This window comes from Microcoleus sp. Z1_B2 (assembly GCF_036700325.1).
Classification (GTDB): domain Bacteria; phylum Cyanobacteriota; class Cyanobacteriia; order Cyanobacteriales; family Microcoleaceae; genus Microcoleus.
On the sequence record NZ_JAUBOQ010000034.1, the window covers coordinates 30536 to 49525 of the forward strand.

General features: G+C 45.8%; 19 protein-coding genes. 10 read left to right on the forward strand and 9 right to left on the reverse strand.

The window, feature by feature from the left end:
- Positions 1-13 precede the first annotated feature (13 nt).
- The 4 genes from QT984_RS19885 to QT984_RS19900 form a co-directional block, all read right to left on the reverse strand.
- Positions 14-526: a hypothetical protein gene (locus QT984_RS19885; RefSeq protein ID WP_333056526.1), complete on the reverse strand. Its 513-nt coding sequence runs from the start codon at positions 524-526 to the stop codon at positions 14-16.
- Between the two features lie 116 nt (positions 527-642).
- On the reverse strand, positions 643-1086 hold the full coding sequence (locus QT984_RS19890; protein WP_333269895.1) for a hypothetical protein: 444 nt from the start codon (positions 1084-1086) through the stop codon (positions 643-645).
- A gap of 77 nt (positions 1087-1163) precedes the next feature.
- On the reverse strand, positions 1164-1346 hold the full coding sequence (locus tag QT984_RS19895) for a CsbD family protein (protein ID WP_333056523.1): 183 nt from the start codon (positions 1344-1346) through the stop codon (positions 1164-1166).
- Positions 1347-1737: 391 nt separating this feature from the next.
- Positions 1738-1944: a hypothetical protein gene (locus QT984_RS19900; protein WP_333056522.1), complete on the reverse strand. Its 207-nt coding sequence runs from the start codon at positions 1942-1944 to the stop codon at positions 1738-1740.
- A gap of 550 nt (positions 1945-2494) precedes the next feature.
- On the opposite strand from QT984_RS19900, the gene urtA reads away from it, so the two are divergent.
- On the forward strand, positions 2495-5419 hold the full coding sequence (gene urtA, locus QT984_RS19905; protein ID WP_333056521.1) for an urea ABC transporter substrate-binding protein: 2925 nt from the start codon (positions 2495-2497) through the stop codon (positions 5417-5419).
- A 317-nt stretch (positions 5420-5736) separates the two neighbouring features.
- On the opposite strand, the gene QT984_RS19910 is transcribed toward urtA, so the two are convergent.
- A complete protein-coding gene (locus QT984_RS19910; protein WP_333056520.1) occupies positions 5737-6219 on the reverse strand; it encodes a hypothetical protein in 483 nt (160 codons plus the stop codon).
- Between the two features lie 178 nt (positions 6220-6397).
- On the opposite strand from QT984_RS19910, the gene QT984_RS19915 reads away from it, so the two are divergent.
- From QT984_RS19915 to QT984_RS19935, 5 genes are all read left to right on the forward strand, one after another.
- Positions 6398-7579 carry an RNA-guided endonuclease InsQ/TnpB family protein gene (locus QT984_RS19915; RefSeq protein WP_445243049.1) on the forward strand — a complete coding sequence of 394 codons (1182 nt, stop codon included), beginning with the start codon at positions 6398-6400 and terminating at the stop codon, positions 7577-7579.
- A 127-nt stretch (positions 7580-7706) separates the two neighbouring features.
- Positions 7707-9719 (forward strand): excinuclease ABC subunit UvrB, encoded by a 2013-nt coding sequence (gene uvrB, locus QT984_RS19920; protein WP_333374742.1) that lies wholly within the window; start codon positions 7707-7709, stop codon positions 9717-9719.
- Positions 9720-9735: 16 nt separating this feature from the next.
- Positions 9736-9939, forward strand: a complete 204-nt coding sequence (locus QT984_RS19925) for a DUF433 domain-containing protein (protein WP_333209175.1) — start codon at positions 9736-9738, stop codon at positions 9937-9939.
- The gene (locus tag QT984_RS19930; protein WP_333209177.1) at positions 9936-10280 is read left to right on the forward strand and encodes a DUF6883 domain-containing protein; all 345 of its coding nucleotides are present in this window, start codon (positions 9936-9938) and stop codon (positions 10278-10280) included. The genes QT984_RS19925 and QT984_RS19930 overlap by 4 nt, the downstream gene beginning before the upstream one ends.
- On the forward strand, positions 10277-10675 hold the full coding sequence (locus QT984_RS19935) for a DUF2281 domain-containing protein (protein WP_333374744.1): 399 nt from the start codon (positions 10277-10279) through the stop codon (positions 10673-10675). Before QT984_RS19930 ends, QT984_RS19935 begins: the two co-directional genes overlap by 4 nt.
- 141 nt (positions 10676-10816) lie before the next feature.
- Here the strand turns inward: QT984_RS19935 and QT984_RS29840 are convergent, their stop codons facing one another.
- From QT984_RS29840 to QT984_RS19950, 4 genes are all read right to left on the reverse strand, one after another.
- On the reverse strand, positions 10817-11092 hold the full coding sequence (locus tag QT984_RS29840; RefSeq protein ID WP_445305693.1) for an HNH endonuclease: 276 nt from the start codon (positions 11090-11092) through the stop codon (positions 10817-10819).
- 18 nt (positions 11093-11110) lie between these two features.
- Positions 11111-12388 carry a DUF262 domain-containing protein gene (locus QT984_RS19940; RefSeq protein WP_333374746.1) on the reverse strand — a complete coding sequence of 426 codons (1278 nt, stop codon included), beginning with the start codon at positions 12386-12388 and terminating at the stop codon, positions 11111-11113.
- A gap of 188 nt (positions 12389-12576) precedes the next feature.
- Positions 12577-12708, reverse strand: coding sequence for a hypothetical protein (locus QT984_RS19945; protein WP_333374748.1), 132 nt, complete (start codon positions 12706-12708; stop codon positions 12577-12579).
- A gap of 176 nt (positions 12709-12884) precedes the next feature.
- A complete protein-coding gene (locus QT984_RS19950) occupies positions 12885-13922 on the reverse strand; it encodes an NADP(H)-dependent aldo-keto reductase (protein WP_333374750.1) in 1038 nt (345 codons plus the stop codon).
- Positions 13923-14128: 206 nt separating this feature from the next.
- On the opposite strand from QT984_RS19950, the gene QT984_RS19955 reads away from it, so the two are divergent.
- From QT984_RS19955 to QT984_RS19970, 4 genes are all read left to right on the forward strand, one after another.
- A complete protein-coding gene (locus QT984_RS19955) occupies positions 14129-15268 on the forward strand; it encodes a DegT/DnrJ/EryC1/StrS family aminotransferase (protein ID WP_333374752.1) in 1140 nt (379 codons plus the stop codon).
- Positions 15269-15557: 289 nt separating this feature from the next.
- Positions 15558-16433 carry a cyanoexosortase B gene (gene crtB, locus QT984_RS19960; RefSeq protein WP_333056500.1) on the forward strand — a complete coding sequence of 292 codons (876 nt, stop codon included), beginning with the start codon at positions 15558-15560 and terminating at the stop codon, positions 16431-16433.
- The gene (locus QT984_RS19965) at positions 16433-17149 is read left to right on the forward strand and encodes a cyanoexosortase B system-associated protein (RefSeq protein WP_333056499.1); all 717 of its coding nucleotides are present in this window, start codon (positions 16433-16435) and stop codon (positions 17147-17149) included. The genes crtB and QT984_RS19965 overlap by 1 nt, the downstream gene beginning before the upstream one ends.
- 131 nt (positions 17150-17280) lie before the next feature.
- A complete protein-coding gene (locus QT984_RS19970) occupies positions 17281-18858 on the forward strand; it encodes a polysaccharide biosynthesis/export family protein (RefSeq protein ID WP_333374754.1) in 1578 nt (525 codons plus the stop codon).
- Positions 18859-18990: the final 132 nt, after the last annotated feature.

Consider the following 18990-nt stretch of genomic DNA (forward strand, 5'->3'; position numbering starts at 1 on the left):
TCTGAATCCAAGATTATTTGCGGTTGTTGAGCCATTTAGCAGCAACTATTCCCAAAATACCTGCAACAACTGGATTTCCCAAAAACTTCATCAAACTTGGCTGTTCGGCCAGCACTTCTTGGAAAATATCCGGGTGATTGTGATAGGTAAACGAGGCCAACTTGGTAACATCGTCAGCATTCATGCGGCTGGCGTGGTGGGTAGAAAGTCCTAGCTGCTTTTCCAATTTGCGATCGTCCAATCCTCTCTTGCCCAAATGCTTGAAGAATTCCCGCGCTACATCGTCGCGTTCATTTGGCTTAATTTGGGCGATCGCCTTTTGCAATTCCGGTTCCAACTGAGCCGGCGGGAGGGAGTCGTGATTCAGGGAACGCCCGAATAATTGTTTGCGCTGAGCGGGCGAAGTTCTCTGAGCAAAATCGTCAAAGTTTTCGTAATCTTCACCAGTTGTCTGCGGCATCATTTCTCGATCGCCCTGGGCTAAATCGTTCATGATTTGACGCTTGTAATTATCGCTGCTACTCATGGTAACTCTCTTCCAATCTACACAACATTTCAGTCTTAAATTGAGATGGCTTCGCAATCAAAAAACTGCTGAATATTAAACCGCCTCGCGGCTATCATTTAAGCTTGCTAACTCGGTCAAGACTTGTATTCAATTTGATTTGATTGCTGGTCGTACTTAGCAGTCAAAATCAGTTTTTTGTCAGGAGCGTAAACCAAAACACTTACATCTTGATTTGGAAAATTGCGGTGAAAACCTTGTGCTAAAGATTTGGCCAAATCTTTCACTTCAGTCGGGCGGACTTGCGGAGTAATTACAACTCCCAACTTGTTATTGTCGCGCACGTAAGCATCCTGAACAAGACCCTGAGCCGTCTTTGTTACCCATTGACCAAAATCTTGACCTGCGGCGGTATTGCCACGTTCTAGTTGCGCGTAATAACCCTGACTGCCACCAATTGCTACAGGTACATCACTCGGTTTTTGGGCTGAAACGCTGGGCGCGCACGCAGTCGTAATAGCCAGCATTAATACCAAGAGTACGCCCGCAATTATTTTGCGACTCTGCTGCAATAAACTCACCTTTTTTCCTCCCTTCTGAAAACAACTTGAATACTTGAAAGGGTCAGGTTGCTCGACCCTCTCAATTAGTATTAGGCTTAGTCTAGTTTCTTTTTGAGCTCATCTTTTACATCTTCGATGGCGTGACCAGCTTCAGCTTTTGCCTGCTTGGCTTTGCCTTCTGCTTTATCCTTCGGGTCGCCAGTAATATTACCTAGGGCTTCTTGAGCTTTGCCTGCGATGTTGTTGCCAGTTGCCTCTGCTCTATCTTTAGTGGTCATGGGTTTCTCCCTATCTGTATTTAATTTGACATTTTTTACTTAAACTCATCATAGGTAACTATGAGCTGCGTTGCACTCTACCTCTAGGAAGAAAGAATGAATAACAAATGGAATAGGGAATAGGGAATAGGGAATGTGGAAAAATTATTTTAAAATTTTAGACGGACTGCCACTTTCATACTTGCCGCATTTTTTTTACCGCTTCTACTGGCTGCAATTAAGTATTTATTTTTGTAAAAAAATGCTGGATGGTCGCCCGTGCGTCCAAGAGTATTTTTTTAAACCCAAAAGAATTTATAATTTTAAAATTATCTTTAATTCTGCCTTAAAAAGGCGGGTGTCGGCAAGACTGTATCTTACCCACACCCGAAAAAATTCCGTATTAGTAGTTTTAATCTACCTTGTGATGACATTCTTCATCAATTTTGTGCTGAAGTTCTTCTTTAAACTGTTCGACAGCGTGCATAGTTTGAGCATCTTCTTTTTTTTGCTGGCCGAGGGCTTTTTCTGTTTCCTCGCCGAGCAAGGTTTCCTTTGATTTTGGTAGCGTGACTTGATTTTCGCTGCCAGTGTGGGTCGCGTTTTCTTGACTATTCATTAGTTTTTCCCCTATTGTTTGCAAAATTTATTTTTAACAAGGGTACTTAGAAGTTAACCTTATATTTATCATAAGGGAAATCACGAGGGCTTCCCTCTGTCTGAAGGGAGATAGGGGCTGGTGAAGAGTTTTGAGTTTTATAGTTAAGATAAATTACGGAAAATTGCATTAGCCCGAAAGGAGATAGGGGAAGGGGAATAGTGCGTGAGATTGCTTGGTGAGTAGCAAGGCGCGGGCTGTGAATGAGTTGGGGAACGGCGAGGAGGGGGGAGAATTGTTCTGCAGCGCGCGCGATGGCATTAAGTGTCGAATGTTGTTGTATGAGGCTCTTTGGACATCGGTAAAAGATGAAGAGAGAAATGGGAGGCTGTTTAGTCCAGACTTAGGTCTATGCTGAGAGTTTGACAGTTAAAATCAACAGGGTGCAGCAATTTCCACGTTTGGTGGCGATCGGGTTAAATAATCTGCTAAACAAGATTTAGCCTCAAGGCTAACTTCGTGCAGGATCGAACTAAAATTTCTGTTATTAGTAAAAATTATCTAAAACCCTATGGGAGCAAGGAGCAGTAACCCCCTCGCAGCAGCAGGCTCGACTCGTGAGCCGATCAAAATAGGCGTTTTGCATTCGCTGACGGGCACGATGTCCATCAGCGAAATTTCTGTTAAAGATGCGACGCTGTTGGCTGTTGAGGAAATTAATGCGGCGGGAGGGGTGCTCGGACGCCCCTTGGAAGCGGTTATAGAGGATGGAGCCAGCGATTTGCAAACTTTTGCTCAAAAAGCTAAGCAATTGCTCCTAGAAGCGCAGGTGGCGGTGGTATTTGGCTGTTGGACTTCGGCGAGCCGCAAAGCTGTACAGCCGGTTTTTGAACACGGCAGCGGTTTGCTGTTCTATCCGGTGCAGTATGAAGGGCTAGAAAAGTGTCCGAATATTTTCTACACTGGTGCTGCCCCAAACCAACAGATTGTGCCTGGGGTGAATTACTTGCTGGCACAGGGGAAGCGGAAAATTTTCCTGTTGGGTTCGGATTATATCTTTCCCCGCACGGCAAATCGGATTGTGAAAGTTCAACTGGCGGCACTGGGGGGAGAGTTGGCGGGGGAAGTGTATCTGCCGCTGGGTTCGAGGGAAGTGGGCGAGGCGATCGCACATATCTTAGCAGTGAAACCGGATGCGATTCTCAACACTCTCAACGGGGACAGCAATGTGGCTTTTTTCCAAAAGTTGCGGGAAGCTGGCGTGAAACCCGATGATTTGCCGGTGATGTCGGTTAGCGTAGCAGAAGAGGAAGTGCGGGCGATCGGGCCGTCCAATATTGCTGGACATTTGGTGGTTTGGAACTATTTTCAAACGGTGGATACACCGGAAAATCGTAAATTTGTCAAGGCTTATAAAGCCCGATACGGGGAAAATCGAGTCACGGATGACCCGATCGAAGCAGCTTATTTGGGCGTTTACCTGTGGAAGCAAGCAGTAGAAAAAGCTGGTTCGACAAATGTGGTTAAAGTCAGGGCGGCTGCTAAAAATATTGAGTTTGCAGCGCCTTCGGGGAAGGTAAAAATAGATGCCCAAACTCAGCATATTTGGAAAACAGTGCGGATTGGCAAGGTGAGGCTGGACGGTCAAATTGAGGAGATTTGGAATTCCGGCGCACCGGTTCGGCCCGATCCTTTTCTCAAGGGCTATCCTTGGGCGGCGGCACTTGCTACGAGGGGGATTTCTCTGGGAACTCGGGCGTCTTTGAGCGGGCTGTTTGTCATCTTGGTACTGATAACTTGGATGGCGGTGGGAGTCGGGTGGATGGGTTCTGTGGAGATGAAGAACTATTTGCTGGCAATAGAGGCGGCCTCAGCTCCTGCGGGGGTTTCTGAGGCCGCAATGGCGGTGTTGGTGCAGCAAACTCTGTTTGTGGCGAGCCGCACTCAGCACTGGCTGATGGGGGCTTTGGCTTTGAGTTTGATCGCGGGAATAGGGGGTTTTGTGTCGGTGTCGGCAATTATTCGGAATCTCGGCTTGCTGCGGGAAACTGCCGAACAGATGGCTAGCGGTGATTTGACGGCTCGATCGCCGGTGGTTTCTAATGACGCGATCGGGGTGCTATCTTCTACTCTCAATACAATGGCTCAGCAAATTAGCAGTTTGCTCAACGGTTTGGAGGTGCGGCAGCAGCAGCTAGAGGAACGATCGGAGGAATTGGAAGTCGCTAAGAATGCTGCGGAAGCTGCCAACCGGGCAAAAAGCACTTTTTTGGCAAATATGACTCACGAGTTGCGGACGCCCTTGAATGCGATTATCGGCTACAGCGAGCTGCTGCAAGAAGAGGCTCTGGAACTCGGCGAAGAAGAGTTTGTGATGGATTTGGCAAGCATTAATATGGCTGGCAAGCAGTTACTCTACATTATTAGTGACATCCTGGATATTTCTAAAATTGAAGCAGGAAAGATGACTCTTTTCTTGGAGACTTTTGAGGTGTGGGATTTGATCGAGCAAGTTGTCACTACTGTTCAACCGACGCTAGGGAAAAATGGCAATACTTTGATCGTCAATTGCGATCGCAATATTGGCACGATCTACTCGGATTCGTCGAAGCTGCGACAAGCGCTGTTGAATTTGGTGAGCAATGCTGCTAAGTTTACCGATCGAGGCAAAATTACGATTAATGTTTGGAAGGAAGAAGGGGAGGTTTTGTCGGTCGGCAATTCCGAAGAACTCTCGGCAGATCCTTCTCGGTGTCAACAGCCGTCGATCGTGTTTCAAGTCACCGATAGTGGCATCGGCATGACTGAGGATCAGGTGTCGAGGCTGTTCGGAGCTTTCGCTCAAGCGGACGATTCTACTACCCGCAAATACGGTGGCACCGGTTTGGGGCTGACAATTAGCCGGAAGTTTTGCCAGATGATGGGCGGAGACATTACCGTTGAGAGTGAGTTTGGCTGCGGTTCTAGTTTTACGATCCGGTTGCCGATTGCGGTTAAAAACCCAAAAGAAGCGCAGGAAGATCGAGAAATTGAAGAAATGCAGCCGAAGTATGGCGAGGAGTTGGAAACGAGTGTAGCGGCGACTGAAGCGAAGCAAAAAGAAGTGCGATCGCAACCGCTGGATCTGCCCGATGCTGCTACGGTGCTGGTGATTGATGACGATCCAGATGCGCGGGATTTGATGACTCGCTGCTTGTCGAAACAGGGATTTCGGGTGCGATCGTCGGCTAGCGGTGAAGGGGGGCTGCTGTTGGCGAAGGAGTTGCTGCCCGACGCGATTATTCTGGACGTGATGATGCCAAGTATGGACGGCTGGGCGGTGCTGTCTGCGCTGAAAGCCGATCGAGATTTGGTTGATATTCCAGTGATTATGATAACTTTTTTGGACGACCAAAATCAGGGTTTGGAATTTGGAGCGGCGGAGTATGTGAGGAAGCCTGTGGATTACAAGCGCTTTGCTGCTTTATTGAGTAAATATCAGGGTATCGGGAAGTAGTTAGTTGACTGTTGACTGTTGACTGTAATTATTACTGTTCTGGACGCCACAAATTGTTAGATCCGCTATTGATAAGGGTAAGGTGCGTCGCCCGGAAAAATCTGCAAGTTTCATTTCTCATCTGAGGGCGACGCACCCTACAGATTAGCATTTCACTTCAAGAGAAAACCGCTATACATCCCTCTCGATTACCAATTACCAGACGTACTTCATTAAACCCAGAAGTGCTATGGTTATTGCTTATTAGTAGCAGGTAACCAATAAGAAATAACAACAGTCAACTGACAACTGACAACGGTCAACTAACAATTGACTAATTAATCTAAGAAGCCCATTAATGTCGAGCTATCGTCAATTTCGTTTGAGGCAATAGGGCGGTTTCCTCCCATTGTGGAGTAAACTTCATCAATGTGAAGAGTGCTGATTGCAATAGGGCGAGCACCGGACATACTGAACATTTCACTGACTTGCATGGCGCTGGAACCGATCGGGCGATTGCCGAGTGTAGCAACCACTTCAAAGTCGCTGGATTCGATCGGGCGATTGCCTACAATGCCGTAGGTTTCGCTGATATGCAGGGTGCTAGTGCCGATCGGGCGGTTCCCCGATATCGAGACGGTCTCGCTGATGGTAAAATCGTCGGGGCCGACGGGGCGGTTGTCATGCATGAGTTGCGGCCGATAAAGTTGAATTCCTGTTGCTTTGGCATCCGTGGGTTCTGTCGGTTGGCTTTTGGAACTGCCTTTGCCGCGGCGGGCGAGTGCTTTGCCTTTGCCTGTACCTGTGCTCCTCGTATCCATAATTCTTTTCCTCGCTTATTACTGTTGATTGCTGGGTTCGGACAACTGCTTTTGTGGGCTTTCTGCTTTCTATTTGGGCCGATGATTAAAATAATATTACCAAAAACTTGGGTTTAAAGCCCCGTCCTTATAGGACGGCTTTGTGTTAGACTTTTAACGTAGCGAGTTCTCACGTAAAATGTTCGTTTTAGAATTCAAGGCTAAAGGCAAACCAAATCAGTACGCAGCAATAGACGAGGCAATCAGAACTGCTCAATTCGTTCGGAACAAGTGCATCCGATTTTGGATAGACAACCGAGGAGTAGGGCAAAAAGACTTGTATCGGCACATCACTGCGCTCAGAGAAGAGTTTGCCTTTGTCAAAGATTTGAATTCTAGTGCTTGCCAAGCTTCTGTGGAAAGGGCTTATTCTGCGATTGCTCGGTTTTACGACAACTGCAAGAAAGCCGTTCCCGGAAAGAAATGCTATCCGACTTTCAAGAAAAACAGTCGGTCTGTTGAGTACAAAGTCAGCGGTTGGAAACTTTCAGAAACTCGGAAGCAAATCACATTCACTGACAAAAAGGGAATTGGCAAGCTCAAACTAAAAGGGACGTGGGATCTTAACTTCTACCAAATCGATCAGATCAAGCGAGTTCGCTTAATATGTCGCGCTGACGGCTACTACGTTCAGTTGGCAATCAGTGCTGATCACAATGTAGATACAACGCCAGCAGGTAAAACAGTTGGATTGGACGTGGGCTTGAAAGAGTTTTATACAGACTCCGACGGTCACACTGAACCAAATCCCAAGTTTTACCGAACAAGCGAGAAACGGTTGAAGTTTCGACAGCGACGTGTCTCTCGCACAAAGAAAGGCTCTGCCAACCGAAAGAAAGCAATTAATCGATTAGGGCGAGCACACCTCAAAATAAGTAGGCAACGTGAAGAACACGCTAAGAGACTGGCGCGTTACGTAATCCAATCTAACGATTTGGTCGCCTACGAAGATTTGAGGATTAAGAATCTTGCAAAGAATCACTGTCTGGCTAAATCGATTAACGATGCTGGTTGGTATCAATTCAGGAAGTGGTTGGAATATTTTGGCGTAAAGTTTGGCAGGGTAACGGTTGCTGTCAATCCTGCTTATACTTCGCAAAAATGTTCTAACTGCGGTGCAATCGTCAAAAAATCCCTATCCGTAAGAACCCACGTTTGTGAATGTGGATTTGTTATGGATAGGGATTGGAACGCCGCGATTAACATTCTGAAATTAGCCTTGAGTACGGTAGGGCATACCGGAACTTGGGTCAAAGACCCGAACGCTTTGGGAGATTCGACCTCTACTTTGGCTGGAGAAATCCAGTCGCAAGCAAGTTGAGTCTGTGAACAAAGAATCCCCTCGCCTTGATAGCTGGGGAGTGTCAAAAAGTCTAACTATTTTCTTAGAGAAATTGCAGAATCTCTGCATTTTTGTTAAGATTTATGGGTAATAGCTACATTTTCCTATGGTAACTGCGGCAGCATCTTTTCAATTGCAAGCGCCCTTCCAGCCCACAGGCGACCAACCGCTAGCGATCGAGCAACTTGTCAAAGGCATCGAAGCGGGCGATCGATTTCAAACCTTACTCGGTGCCACAGGTACGGGCAAAACCTTCTCCATTGCCTCGGTGATTGAAAAAATCGGCAGACCCACGTTAGTCTTAGCACACAACAAAACCCTGGCAGCTCAACTGTGCAACGAACTGCGAAATTTTTTCCCGAACAATGCAGTCGAATACTTTGTCAGTTATTACGACTACTACCAACCTGAAGCATACATTGCCGTCACCGATACTTTCATTGAGAAAACGGCAGCAATTAACGACGAGATAGATATGCTGCGGCACTCCGCCACGCGATCGCTCTTTGAACGCCGCGACGTGATTGTAGTTGCTTCAATTAGCTGCATCTACGGTTTGGGAATGCCCGCAGAATACCTGAAAGCTGCTATTCCTTTGCGAGTAGGAATGGAAGTCAACCAGCGGCAAGTTTTGCGTGATTTAGTCAACGTCCAATACAGCCGCAACGATATAGATTTAGGCAGAGGCAAATTTCGCGTCAAAGGCGATGTTTTGGAAATTGGCCCCGCTTACGAAGATAGAATTATTCGCGTTGAATTCTTCGGGGATGAAATCGATGCCATTCGCTACGTTGACCCGGTAACAGGTAAAATTCTGCAAAGTTCGACGGCTTTAAATATTTATCCAGCCCGCCACTTTGTCACCGCAGAAGATAAATTAGAGGCTGCTTGTCAAGGGATAGAACTCGAATTAGAAGACCGACTGGCAGAATTTGAAAAAGAGGGTAAACTATTAGAAGCTCAGCGGTTGGAACAGCGGACGCGCTACGATTTGGAAATGCTGCGCGAGGTAGGTTACTGCAACGGAGTCGAGAATTATTCGCGGCATTTAGCAGGGAGAAATGCCGGGGAACCGCCAGAATGTTTGATTGATTATTTCCCGAAAGATTGGATGTTGGTGATAGATGAATCCCACGTCACAGTGCCGCAAATTCGGGGAATGTACAACGGCGACCAAGCGCGGAAAAAAGTATTGATAGAACACGGTTTTCGCTTGCCCAGCGCTGCCGATAACCGCCCTTTAAAAGCAGAGGAATTCTGGGCAAAAGAGAATCAGTGCATCTTTGTTTCTGCTACGCCTGGGGATTGGGAAATGGAAATATCTGAAGGCAGAGTTGCAGAGCAAGTAATTCGCCCTACCGGAGTAATAGATCCGACTATTTTCGTGCGCCCGACGGAAGGACAAATTGATGATTTGTTGGGGGAAATTAAGGAGAGAGTAAGTCGGGACGAGCGAGTTTTGGTGACGACTTTAACCAAGCGGATGGCGGAAGATTTAACGGAATATTTGCAGGAAAGGGCTATTAAAGTCCGGTATTTGCACTCGGAAATCCAGTCGATTCAACGCATCGAAATTATCCAAGATTTACAGGATGGTAAGTTTGATGTATTGATTGGTGTTAACTTGCTGCGGGAAGGTTTGGATTTGCCGGAAGTTTCGCTGGTGGTAATTTTGGATGCGGATAAAGAGGGGTTTTTGCGATCGGGACGTTCGTTGATTCAAACGATTGGAAGGGCGGCGCGGCACGTTCAGGGACAGGCTATTTTATACGCGGATAATTTGACTGACAGTATGGTTAAGGCGATCGACGAAACCGATCGACGCCGGGGGATTCAGCTAGCGTACAATAAGATGCACGGGATTACGCCGCAGCCGATCGCGAAAAAGCGATCGAGTAATGCGATTTTGGCATTTTTGGATGTGTCGCGCAAGCTGAATTCTCAGCAGTTGGAGGAGGTTTACGAACAGGTAAATGAGTTATCTTTGGATGAGATTCCTCAGTTAATCGGGCGGTTGGAAGCGCAGATGAAGGCGGCGGCTAAGAAGTTGGAGTTTGAGGAGGCGGGTAAATTGCGCGATCGGATTAAGCATTTGCGGGATAAGCTATTGGGACATTAAGGAAGAGTGGGAGGATATGATGTTCGATCGCATTACCTTCGATCCAAAAATTATGGGAGGAAGAGCTTGCATTCGAGGAATGCGAATTACTGTTTCTTTGGTAGTGAGTTTAGTAGCAAATGGGATGAGTGTAGAGGAAATTTTGGCAGCTTATCCTTATTTGGAAGCTGAGGATATTAAAGCTACCCTCCAGTATCAACTCTCAACCTCAATGCTATGAATGCACCCACTCGTTTAGAGTTTCCCATTGCTAAGGCGCAATATCTCTTCAGCAGGGCCACGGAAGCAGGAGTAGGCGGAGATAAGCAGAAATTCTGGCGGGAGGTGATGGGGTTTGAGTCACCGGAGGCGATTCGAGACGCAATTATAGCCCAAATCTCGCTAGAATTGTTACAGCCAGCCGGACAGAATGACTATGGAGAACGCTACCAAGCTATTATTTTAGTTACAGGGCGATCGGAAGTATCTTGGCAAATCCGTACAGGTTGGATTGTTTTATTTGGTGAAGATATTGCTAGATTTGTTACCGCATTTCCTCAACGCTTTGGGAGACAGGAATGAGCAAATTTCAGTTATTGGATGCAGTGACTTTAACCGAAGCAGTCGCCCTCGCTGATGGCGAGATTGCACCGCCACAAACAGCCGGGACAATTGTTGAGGTTTTAAAGAACGGTGAAGCTTATTTAGTAGAATTATTTGGGGGATGGGTGAAAGCAGAAGTTGGCGGGGATTTTGTGCCTGCAACTCAGGATGAACCGGGCGCATTTATGGAAACGATTGGTGTTGAAACAGTTTATCCGCATCAGTTGCAATTAGTAAAATCTGCCGACCAAATGATGGGGATTCGAGAGCATTTACTGTCGGTTTTAAATAATTTACCTGACGAGTTAGTGGCTGAAGTCTGCGACTTTGCGGAGTTTTTGCAGGAAAAACAGCAAAAAGTGCGATCGTATTAAGCATTGAGGTGAAGTGCGATCGCCTTTTACCATTGTCTTATTTTTTGGATGGGAAGGGCGATCGCGACACAGCAGATGCAGCGATCGCATTCTTGAGCAAGATTAGATTATTAAATTTCTTAATGTCGTGTCCTATTTGGTCTAGAGCTTATTACTTTTGTGACCATTGCATTTAAAGCAGAGAAGTTGTAGATTATTCCAACTGGTTAATCCCCCTTTACTAAAAGGGTGAATATGATCGGCTTTAAGTTCTTTAAAACCTTTGGGGCCTCGAAACACTCTTGTGCAGAGAGGGCAAACATAACCTTTTAACTCGTTACTAAAGTGTAACCTAAAGTAAGCTTCTTTCCAGGATATAGGAAAGGCTCTGCTTCTAGGGTCGCATGACTGTAGCCCTGCTGGAAGATCAAACAGCATTTAATATTTATTACTTCATCAAAACTTCAAAATGGTTCTTGCTATTTCAGCAGCAGCATCACACTGTTCTTTTTGTCCTCTTTTCCCACCCCAACTTCCTTTAGCTTCAGGATATCCATCATCATGTGCTAGTATTTTTTTCCCTGTTTCTCTGGGTTTACGGATAAAGTTGTTAATTAAATTCCATTGTCTATCTGACACTTTGACTGGACTTATCTTTAATTCGACCGCTCCTGCAATAAATAAAGCAATCTGTTTATATTTGTCCACCCCTACACCAGCCATTGCTCTACCTAAGATAATTTCCATCCACTCAGCAAATTTTTGAAAATAATCAACACTTATAAGGTCTAAATTGGCAATTATGTTCGTTTGCAACTTTCCTTCAAATTCTTGATATTGAAGCTGATTGCAATAAATATCTAACGCATTCTCTGTCTGCCCTCCAAATAGCAATTTTAAATGTGAACCTCTTTTTAAAAGATTGTCAAGTGAAAGACGTTCAAGACAGACTAAATACCATAAGAACATCAAAGAAGGGGTTTGCCCTTTTGCCTTTTCTTTTCCTTCCCACCATTGATACCACATATCTTTCGCATCAGGATACTTATCCCAAGGATTTGAAAGCCCTTTATTTTGAGCTAACTCAAGCATCCGCTGTGATGGCTTCTTAATAGTCTCAATCTCCTCATTATCCTCCAATACTGTTTCATCTATTTCATTAGGGTCATCATGTATTCCGACTAAACGAATAAAAGTAACAGCTTTAGACTGGCTATAATATGCCAAGCGAATATCTTGACCAGAAAGAGGAGTTCCTCCCTCATTGATTCTTCGGAATATTTCCAGTTTTGTCTGTAAAGGTATACTTTTAGGAATATAAATTATTGTTAGTGGATAAGTATTAAATAGAGTTTTTAATTTTTGACTTAATTGGCTAAACTTCTTTCCAGCATATAAAGCAGATAAAGGAGCTAAATATTCGATTGATGAATTATTGCTAATCGTGAATTTATCATCGGCAAATTGCCAAATGGTGTTCAGCCTTTGTTGCCCATCGATAACCTCGTTATTTCCCTCTTCATCTTCACCAAAAAAGAAAGCAGGAATCGTTAAATTATTCAAAAGAGACTCGATAAATAAAGATTTCTTTCGAGAGTCCCATTGCTCCGCATCTCTCTGATAGTCTGGGATGTATACTAGCCCATTTTTTAATCCTAAAACAACGGTTTGTATGCTTTCACTTTGGGTTCTTGTCTTATCTTGTACCAGGGGGGAAAATATTTTTTCACTCATAGAGTTACAAATCCCTAAATTAGTCATTGTTTCCCAGAATTATCTCGCTTTTGCTCACTTAATGTATAAAAATGTAATAAATTGTAACACCTAAGAGGTAGAGCGATGGCTACCGTCTTAACTCATGTACTCGTTGCCACTCTTGGGCTGTAACGCCGATCGCCCGCCCAAAACACCACCCAAACCAACTACTTGCCTAATACCACAACATCCGTACTGCTAGCAAAAGCCGGACTAATAAACTCCTCCTTCTCTTCCAACGTGATGTAACCCTTATCTACAGCTAGCTGCATCACTTCCTGAAGAAAACCTCTGAGCACATCTAATACTTGAGTGCGATCGAATTAAAAATGCTTTTCCTAGTCAATGGTAAGTTGGGTTTCGTTACCTCAACCCAACCTACTAATATCAAATCCGGCTTAAATTTCCCATCTATCTCTTAGTCCGCGCAGGCGGACTTTGTTTGACAAGAAGCGGTTTCAACCGCCGAGATATCTTACGGTGTCGGATTCGGATACTTAGCGTGCACCGCATCGATTTCCGCTATGATATCCTTATCCAAATTCACATCCAAACTACCGATATTTTCCTCCAACTGTTCCAGACTGGTTGCACCGATAATAGTGCTAGTTACAAACCAGCGCGATCGCACATACGCCAAAGCCATCTGCGCCGGACTTATCCCATGTTTCCCGGCAATCTCAACATACGCTTTCACCGCATCATTCAGATTAGTTTTATCGTAACGCTGACCAAATCCAGCGAATAAAGCCAACCTAGAATTTTCGGGAATTCCATTCAAGTATTTACCCGTTAACAGCCCAAATCCCAAAGGACTGTAAGCCAGCAATCCCACATTCTTAAAACGGCAAGTTTCGGCTAAATTCAAGTGAAATGTCCGATTGCTCAAACTGAAAGCATTCTGAATCGAAACAACCTTCGGCAAACCGTGTTTTTCAGCCAACGTGCAAAACTCGCAAACTCCCCAAGGCGTCTCGTTACTCAAACCTAAATAGCGGATTTTGCCAGCTTTAATCAAGTCAGCAAATACCTCTAACTGTTCCAAAATTGGTACTGTTTCGTGCTCTTGGGCGATGTCGTAATCCGGCGCGCCAAATAGCGGCACGTAGCGATCGGGCCAGTGGATCTGATACAAGTCGATGTAGTCAGTTTGCAAGCGCTTCAGGCTGTCATTCAGGGCTTTTTCGACATTTGGGCGATCGATCTGATTTTTCCCTTCCCGAATCCACTTTAATCGAGTGCTTCTGCCCGCCACTTTAGTCGCTATAATGACTTTATCCCGCTGCTGTTTCGCCAACCACTCGCCGATATATTCCTCTGTTTTTCCCTGAGTTTCCGCCTTTCCAGGGACAGGATACATTTCTGCCGTATCGATAAAGTTGATTCCTCTATCGATCGCAAAATCGAGCTGTTGGGCCGCTTCGGCAACGGTGTTCTGCTGGCCGTAAGTCATCGTACCCAAACAGATTTCAGATACTGATAAATCGCTGTCGCCGAGTTTTTTGTATTCCATGATTTCGCTTGCTGGAAAATTATCTGATTCTATATTACAGAAAAACCTTGATTTAATTGACAACTCCAGAAAAGTGCGCGATGCTTTCTCCTCTCTTCCTCTCTTCCTCTTTTACTCTGCGCTCTCTGCGCCCTCTGCGGTAAAAAATAAATTAAAAGATATCCGCACCTAAATGTTAATATAAATAATTCGTATCCCTCTGATATATGAGTAGTCGCCCGCCCCAAGTTCCGTTTGTAAATCTCTCCCTGCAACACCAACCAATCCAATCTCAAATAACAGAAATAATTGGGAAAATAATCGAGCAAGGAGACTTTATTTTAGGCCAAGCACTCACCGAATTTGAAACAGCATTTGCAGCAGCTTCTGGAGTAAAATACGGCGTAGGAGTGGCTTGCGGAACAGATGCGATCGCTCTGGGACTCCAAGCTTGCGGCATTAATCCGGGCGACGAAATTATCATACCCGCTAACACTTTTATCGCCACCGCGATCGCCGTCCTCCAAGCCAAAGCTATACCTATTCTTGTAGATTGCGACCCGGAAACCGCCCTGATTGACCTCACAGCAGCCGAAACAGCAGTTACCTCAAAAACTAAAGCAATTATTCCCGTACACCTCTACGGTCAAATGGTATCGCCGGGACAGCTTTTAGATTTTGCGAACCGCCACGATTTGATCGTATTTGAAGATGCCGCCCAAGCGCACTTAGCCGAAAGAGAAGGATACCGCGCGGGTTCCATTGGAAAAGCAGCAGCATTCAGCTTTTATCCCAGCAAAAACCTCGGTTCTTTTGGCGACGGCGGGATGTTAATTACTAACGATGCAGAGCTCGCAGAAAAAATGCGAACTCTCCGCAATTACGGAGCACCCAGCAAATATTTGCACACCGAAATCGGCAGCAACAGCCGCCTCGACAATTTGCAAGCCGCCGTGCTCAATGTTAAATTGCCTTACTTAGAAAAATGGAATCGCGATCGCGCCGCCGCCGCCCAACACTACAATAGTCTATTAGAACCCCTGAAACGCAAAGGCATTGTACCCATCGCCAACCACAGCAGCAGCGGTCACATTTATCACCTCTATGTTATCCAAATTACGGAGAAAAGCTCGCTCAACCGCAACACCCTTCAGGAAAAACTCGCCCAACACGGCATTCAAACAGGTATACACTATCCCGTACCTTGTCACCTGCAACCCGCCTACCAAAACTTAGGCAATCCGGGCGACTTCCCCCACGCAGAAACCCTGTGCCAACAAATTTTATCATTGCCAATGTATCCCGGATTGAGCAATACTCAGATCGAGCAAGTTGTTCGGGCGATCGTACTATCATTGAATTGCTAATTGTTCATAAAAGTTATGCGGAACCTGTTTCCAGCAGTAGAGTGCAGTTATAAAAGCATTTAAGTTCCGAATTAACTCACATCAGGCACCCATATCAAAAACCCGTAGGGGCGGGTTCACCAATAGCTTTAAAGGGTGCAGACAGGTTAAATAAACCCGCCCCCACCCTGCGCGAGAGTCCTTTATTGATATTGATGCCTGATGTCGGGAATTAACAAATCTTTAACTCACACTTTAAAACCCCAAAGCGTTGCGAATCCAGCGCGGCAATCTTAAAACTTCTCAAACCATGCAAATCCAGCGCAAAATTCGCATTGTTTTCAAGCGATACCTCCTGGGGGAAGGTATCACGGCGCTCCTAGTGCTGCTGTACGCCCCCTTGCTAGTACACTGGTACGACGGCTGGTTCAACAAAACCATCAGCCTCGAACACGAATATTTCAGCCACGGACTAATTGGTTTACCCTACGCAGCTTATATTGCTTGGATGAACCGAAAGTGCTGGCGCAACTTGCCCAATTCACCGCATCCTTTGGGAGGCTTTTTGCTGGTACTAGCCACGCTTTTTTATCTGAGTCGCTTGAGCGATTTAGTAAATTTATCCCTTCCCATAATGCTGGCCAGCATTTGCTTATCTTTAAAAGGAATTCCCGGCTTAAAATTGCAGGCGATGCCGCTTTTATTCGTATTTCTGGCCTCGCCAAACCACATTCCTTACCTCATAGAACCCTACGCCTTGCCCTTACAGCAATTCATTGCTGAAACATCAGGCTGGATATTAATTAAGGTTGGTATCAACGTGAGAGTGGAAGAAATTTATCTGTACGTGAACGATCGCATTGTAGAAGTTGCTCCACACTGTGCAGGCTTGAAAATGCTGTTTACCAGTCTTTACGTTAGCTTAATTCTGCTGGATTGGACGGGAGTTTGGAACTCGGGCAAAAAAAGTCTTTTGTTTTTAGTGATTACATCCATTATTAGCATCACTTCCAACATTTTTCGCAATACTTTGCTAACTTACTTTCACGGAACCGACAGAGAGGCGCTTTTTACTTGGCTGCACGCCGGATGGGGCGGAGATTTATATTCTGCTTGTATACTAGGGTTATTGGTACTTCTCCTCAACGGAATGGAAAAGTATTTCCCAAGTCAGTCTGGCAATTAATGAAACAGATGATTTCAGCACAGAAACTCCTGCGGCGGTATCAATTATCTAAAATTATGGTACTGGTGTTTTTGCTGGTATTAGTTGGGGCAGTAGCAATTCCCGGCTACGCGACGGGAAGGTGGCCTTGGACAAACCCGCCAACCCTTGCCAACCTCAAGCAATTAAGAAGTGTACGCCAAAACGGGATAAAAATTCCTGGGTGGCAGGTTATAGCCGTTCAGAATAACGTCCAAATTGGCACTCACAGATGGTTAGTTCAAGAAATTAAAAAGGATAAAACAATTGCCATTTTATTGCTGTTGCCTCAAAATTACCCCAAAAACCAGCCCCAAGTAGAATGGCTAGATATCGATGGATTTCACCGATGGCAAACCGATTCTCATCGCACTTTGAGGTTTACAGTTAAATTAGCACCAATACCCGGCCAGCCACCGCCTACTGTCGAGGCGAGGTTTTTCCGAAGCTGGACTCGCCAACAAACTTTTGCTGTCGTGCAGTGGTACGCTTGGCCTAACGGGGGTTCTCCAACAACCAGTCGCTGGTTTTGGGAAGACAGCATTGCTAGACTCTCGAACCGCCGCGCCTCTTGGGTTGCTATCAGTATCATCCTTCCCATTCAACCCCAGGGCGACATTAAGATAGCTCAACCATTGCTGGAATCTCTTGCCGAAAGTGTCCAGGCTAAATTAATTACAGAAACTTTTCGGTTTTAGTAAGCAGGTAGGTGCAAATAAATCAGCCTAGGGCGTGGGCGAGTTTTGCCAAAATCTACTGCTTCCTAGTCAATATTCTAGTTCAACCCGCACGAAAATATCTTATTGTTTTTTGTCGTCGCTATATTTAGATGAAACTTACCAGTCAGAGCATTATTCAAAATATTACTTTCTTAAATCCTCTGAAAATGCGGGAAAAATCCACAATTAAAAATCGCCTCGCTTTTTCCTTGGCAGGCCTGTATTCAACTGCTTGGACTCTATCTTTTGCTGCTGTATTCTGGGGTGTTAATAGCAAAATTTTTTCGGAAACGGCTTTAGCTCAATCTGTTGTTCCAAGAGACGAGCGACTCGTGGCGCCACCGCCACCGCCTGTACCGCCACCGCCGCCTGCCAATTTCAACCGGGATATTAACCCAGCTTTTCGGAATCGGCCCTACCGCCTGGGGCCGGGAGACCAGATTTCTGTTCAAGTTCAGCGCTTCCCTGAGCTAGGTTTTACAGGTGCAATCAGCCCTGAAGGGGTAATTGTACTGCCGCTAATCGGAACAGTAAATGTGCGCGGTCTTACTGTCGAAGAATCACAGCAGCGCCTCCGGGAGCGCTTTGGTCAATTTATCAAAAATCCTCAAGTCTCGGCTGCTTTGCTGGTTCAGCGCCCCGTAGTGGTGACGGTGACGGGGGAAGTTGCCAGACCGGGTTTTTATCCGCTGCAAACTCCCCAGCTTCCTGCGGCTTTGGCGGCGGCTGCTGGGACTAATCCTACGGCGGAACTGCGAGGGGTGCGGGTGCGGCGGACTCTGCCTTCCGGTGCTGTGGCGGAGCAAGTTGTTGATATTTTGACACCGTTGCAAACTGGTATTGCTCCACCGGATTTGCGTTTGGAAGATGGAGATGCGATCGTCGTACCGTATAAACAGGTTACGCCCGATCGCAACTCCGATCGAGATTTGGCGTCCAGGTACAGCCTCGCTGCTGCTGCTGTCCCCGTCCAAATCACTGTCACCGGAGAAGTCAGCAAACCGGGTTTTTACACGCTTCCTGCGGGTTCTGGTCGAATTTCGGCTGCTTTGGCGATTGCGGGGGGAGTCACGGGAAAAGCCGATTTGCGGGAGGTGCGAGTGCGGCGGACGCTGATGGACGGCTCCTCGGTGGAGGAACCAATCGACCTCTACACTCCCCTAGCAAACGGTAACGATTTGTTCGATTTTCCTTTGGCATCGGGAGATGTGATTGTCATCCCGGAATTGGACGCTAGTACCAAAAACCTAGACTACGATAAAGCTCTGGTTTCGCGGTCTACTTTGATTAAGCCCAGGATCTACGTTCGAGTTTTGAGTTACGCTAGTGGTGGTTTGACCTCGTTCTATGTTGAAAATGGCAGTCGGTTTTTGGATGCTCTCAACAACTTGCCTGTTAATCTTGCTGACTTGCGAAAAATAGCCCTGATTCGGTTCGACGAAAAGCAAGGTAGAGCAATCAACCGTTCGATAGATGCTAAAGCTGCTTTGGAGGGCAATGTTTCTCAGAACCCGATGCTCGAAGATAATGATGTGATTGTGATTGGTAGGAATTTGGTAGAGCGCATTGGTTATGTAATCAATACTTTTACTCGACCATTCCGGGATACTTTGGGATTTATTCTGTTCTTTGAGCAGTTGAGAAATGGGGTAACAGATTTGTTTGGCCCATCACGTAATGAGAGGTAGTCATACCATTTTAGATTTAAGATTTAAGATTTAAGATTTAAGATGGAGAATGACTTAGGCGATATGGGTTTTAATCACCGACCGAAAGTTCTAAGGTTTTTGGGGGATTTGTAGAATTAGTCCGCAATCATT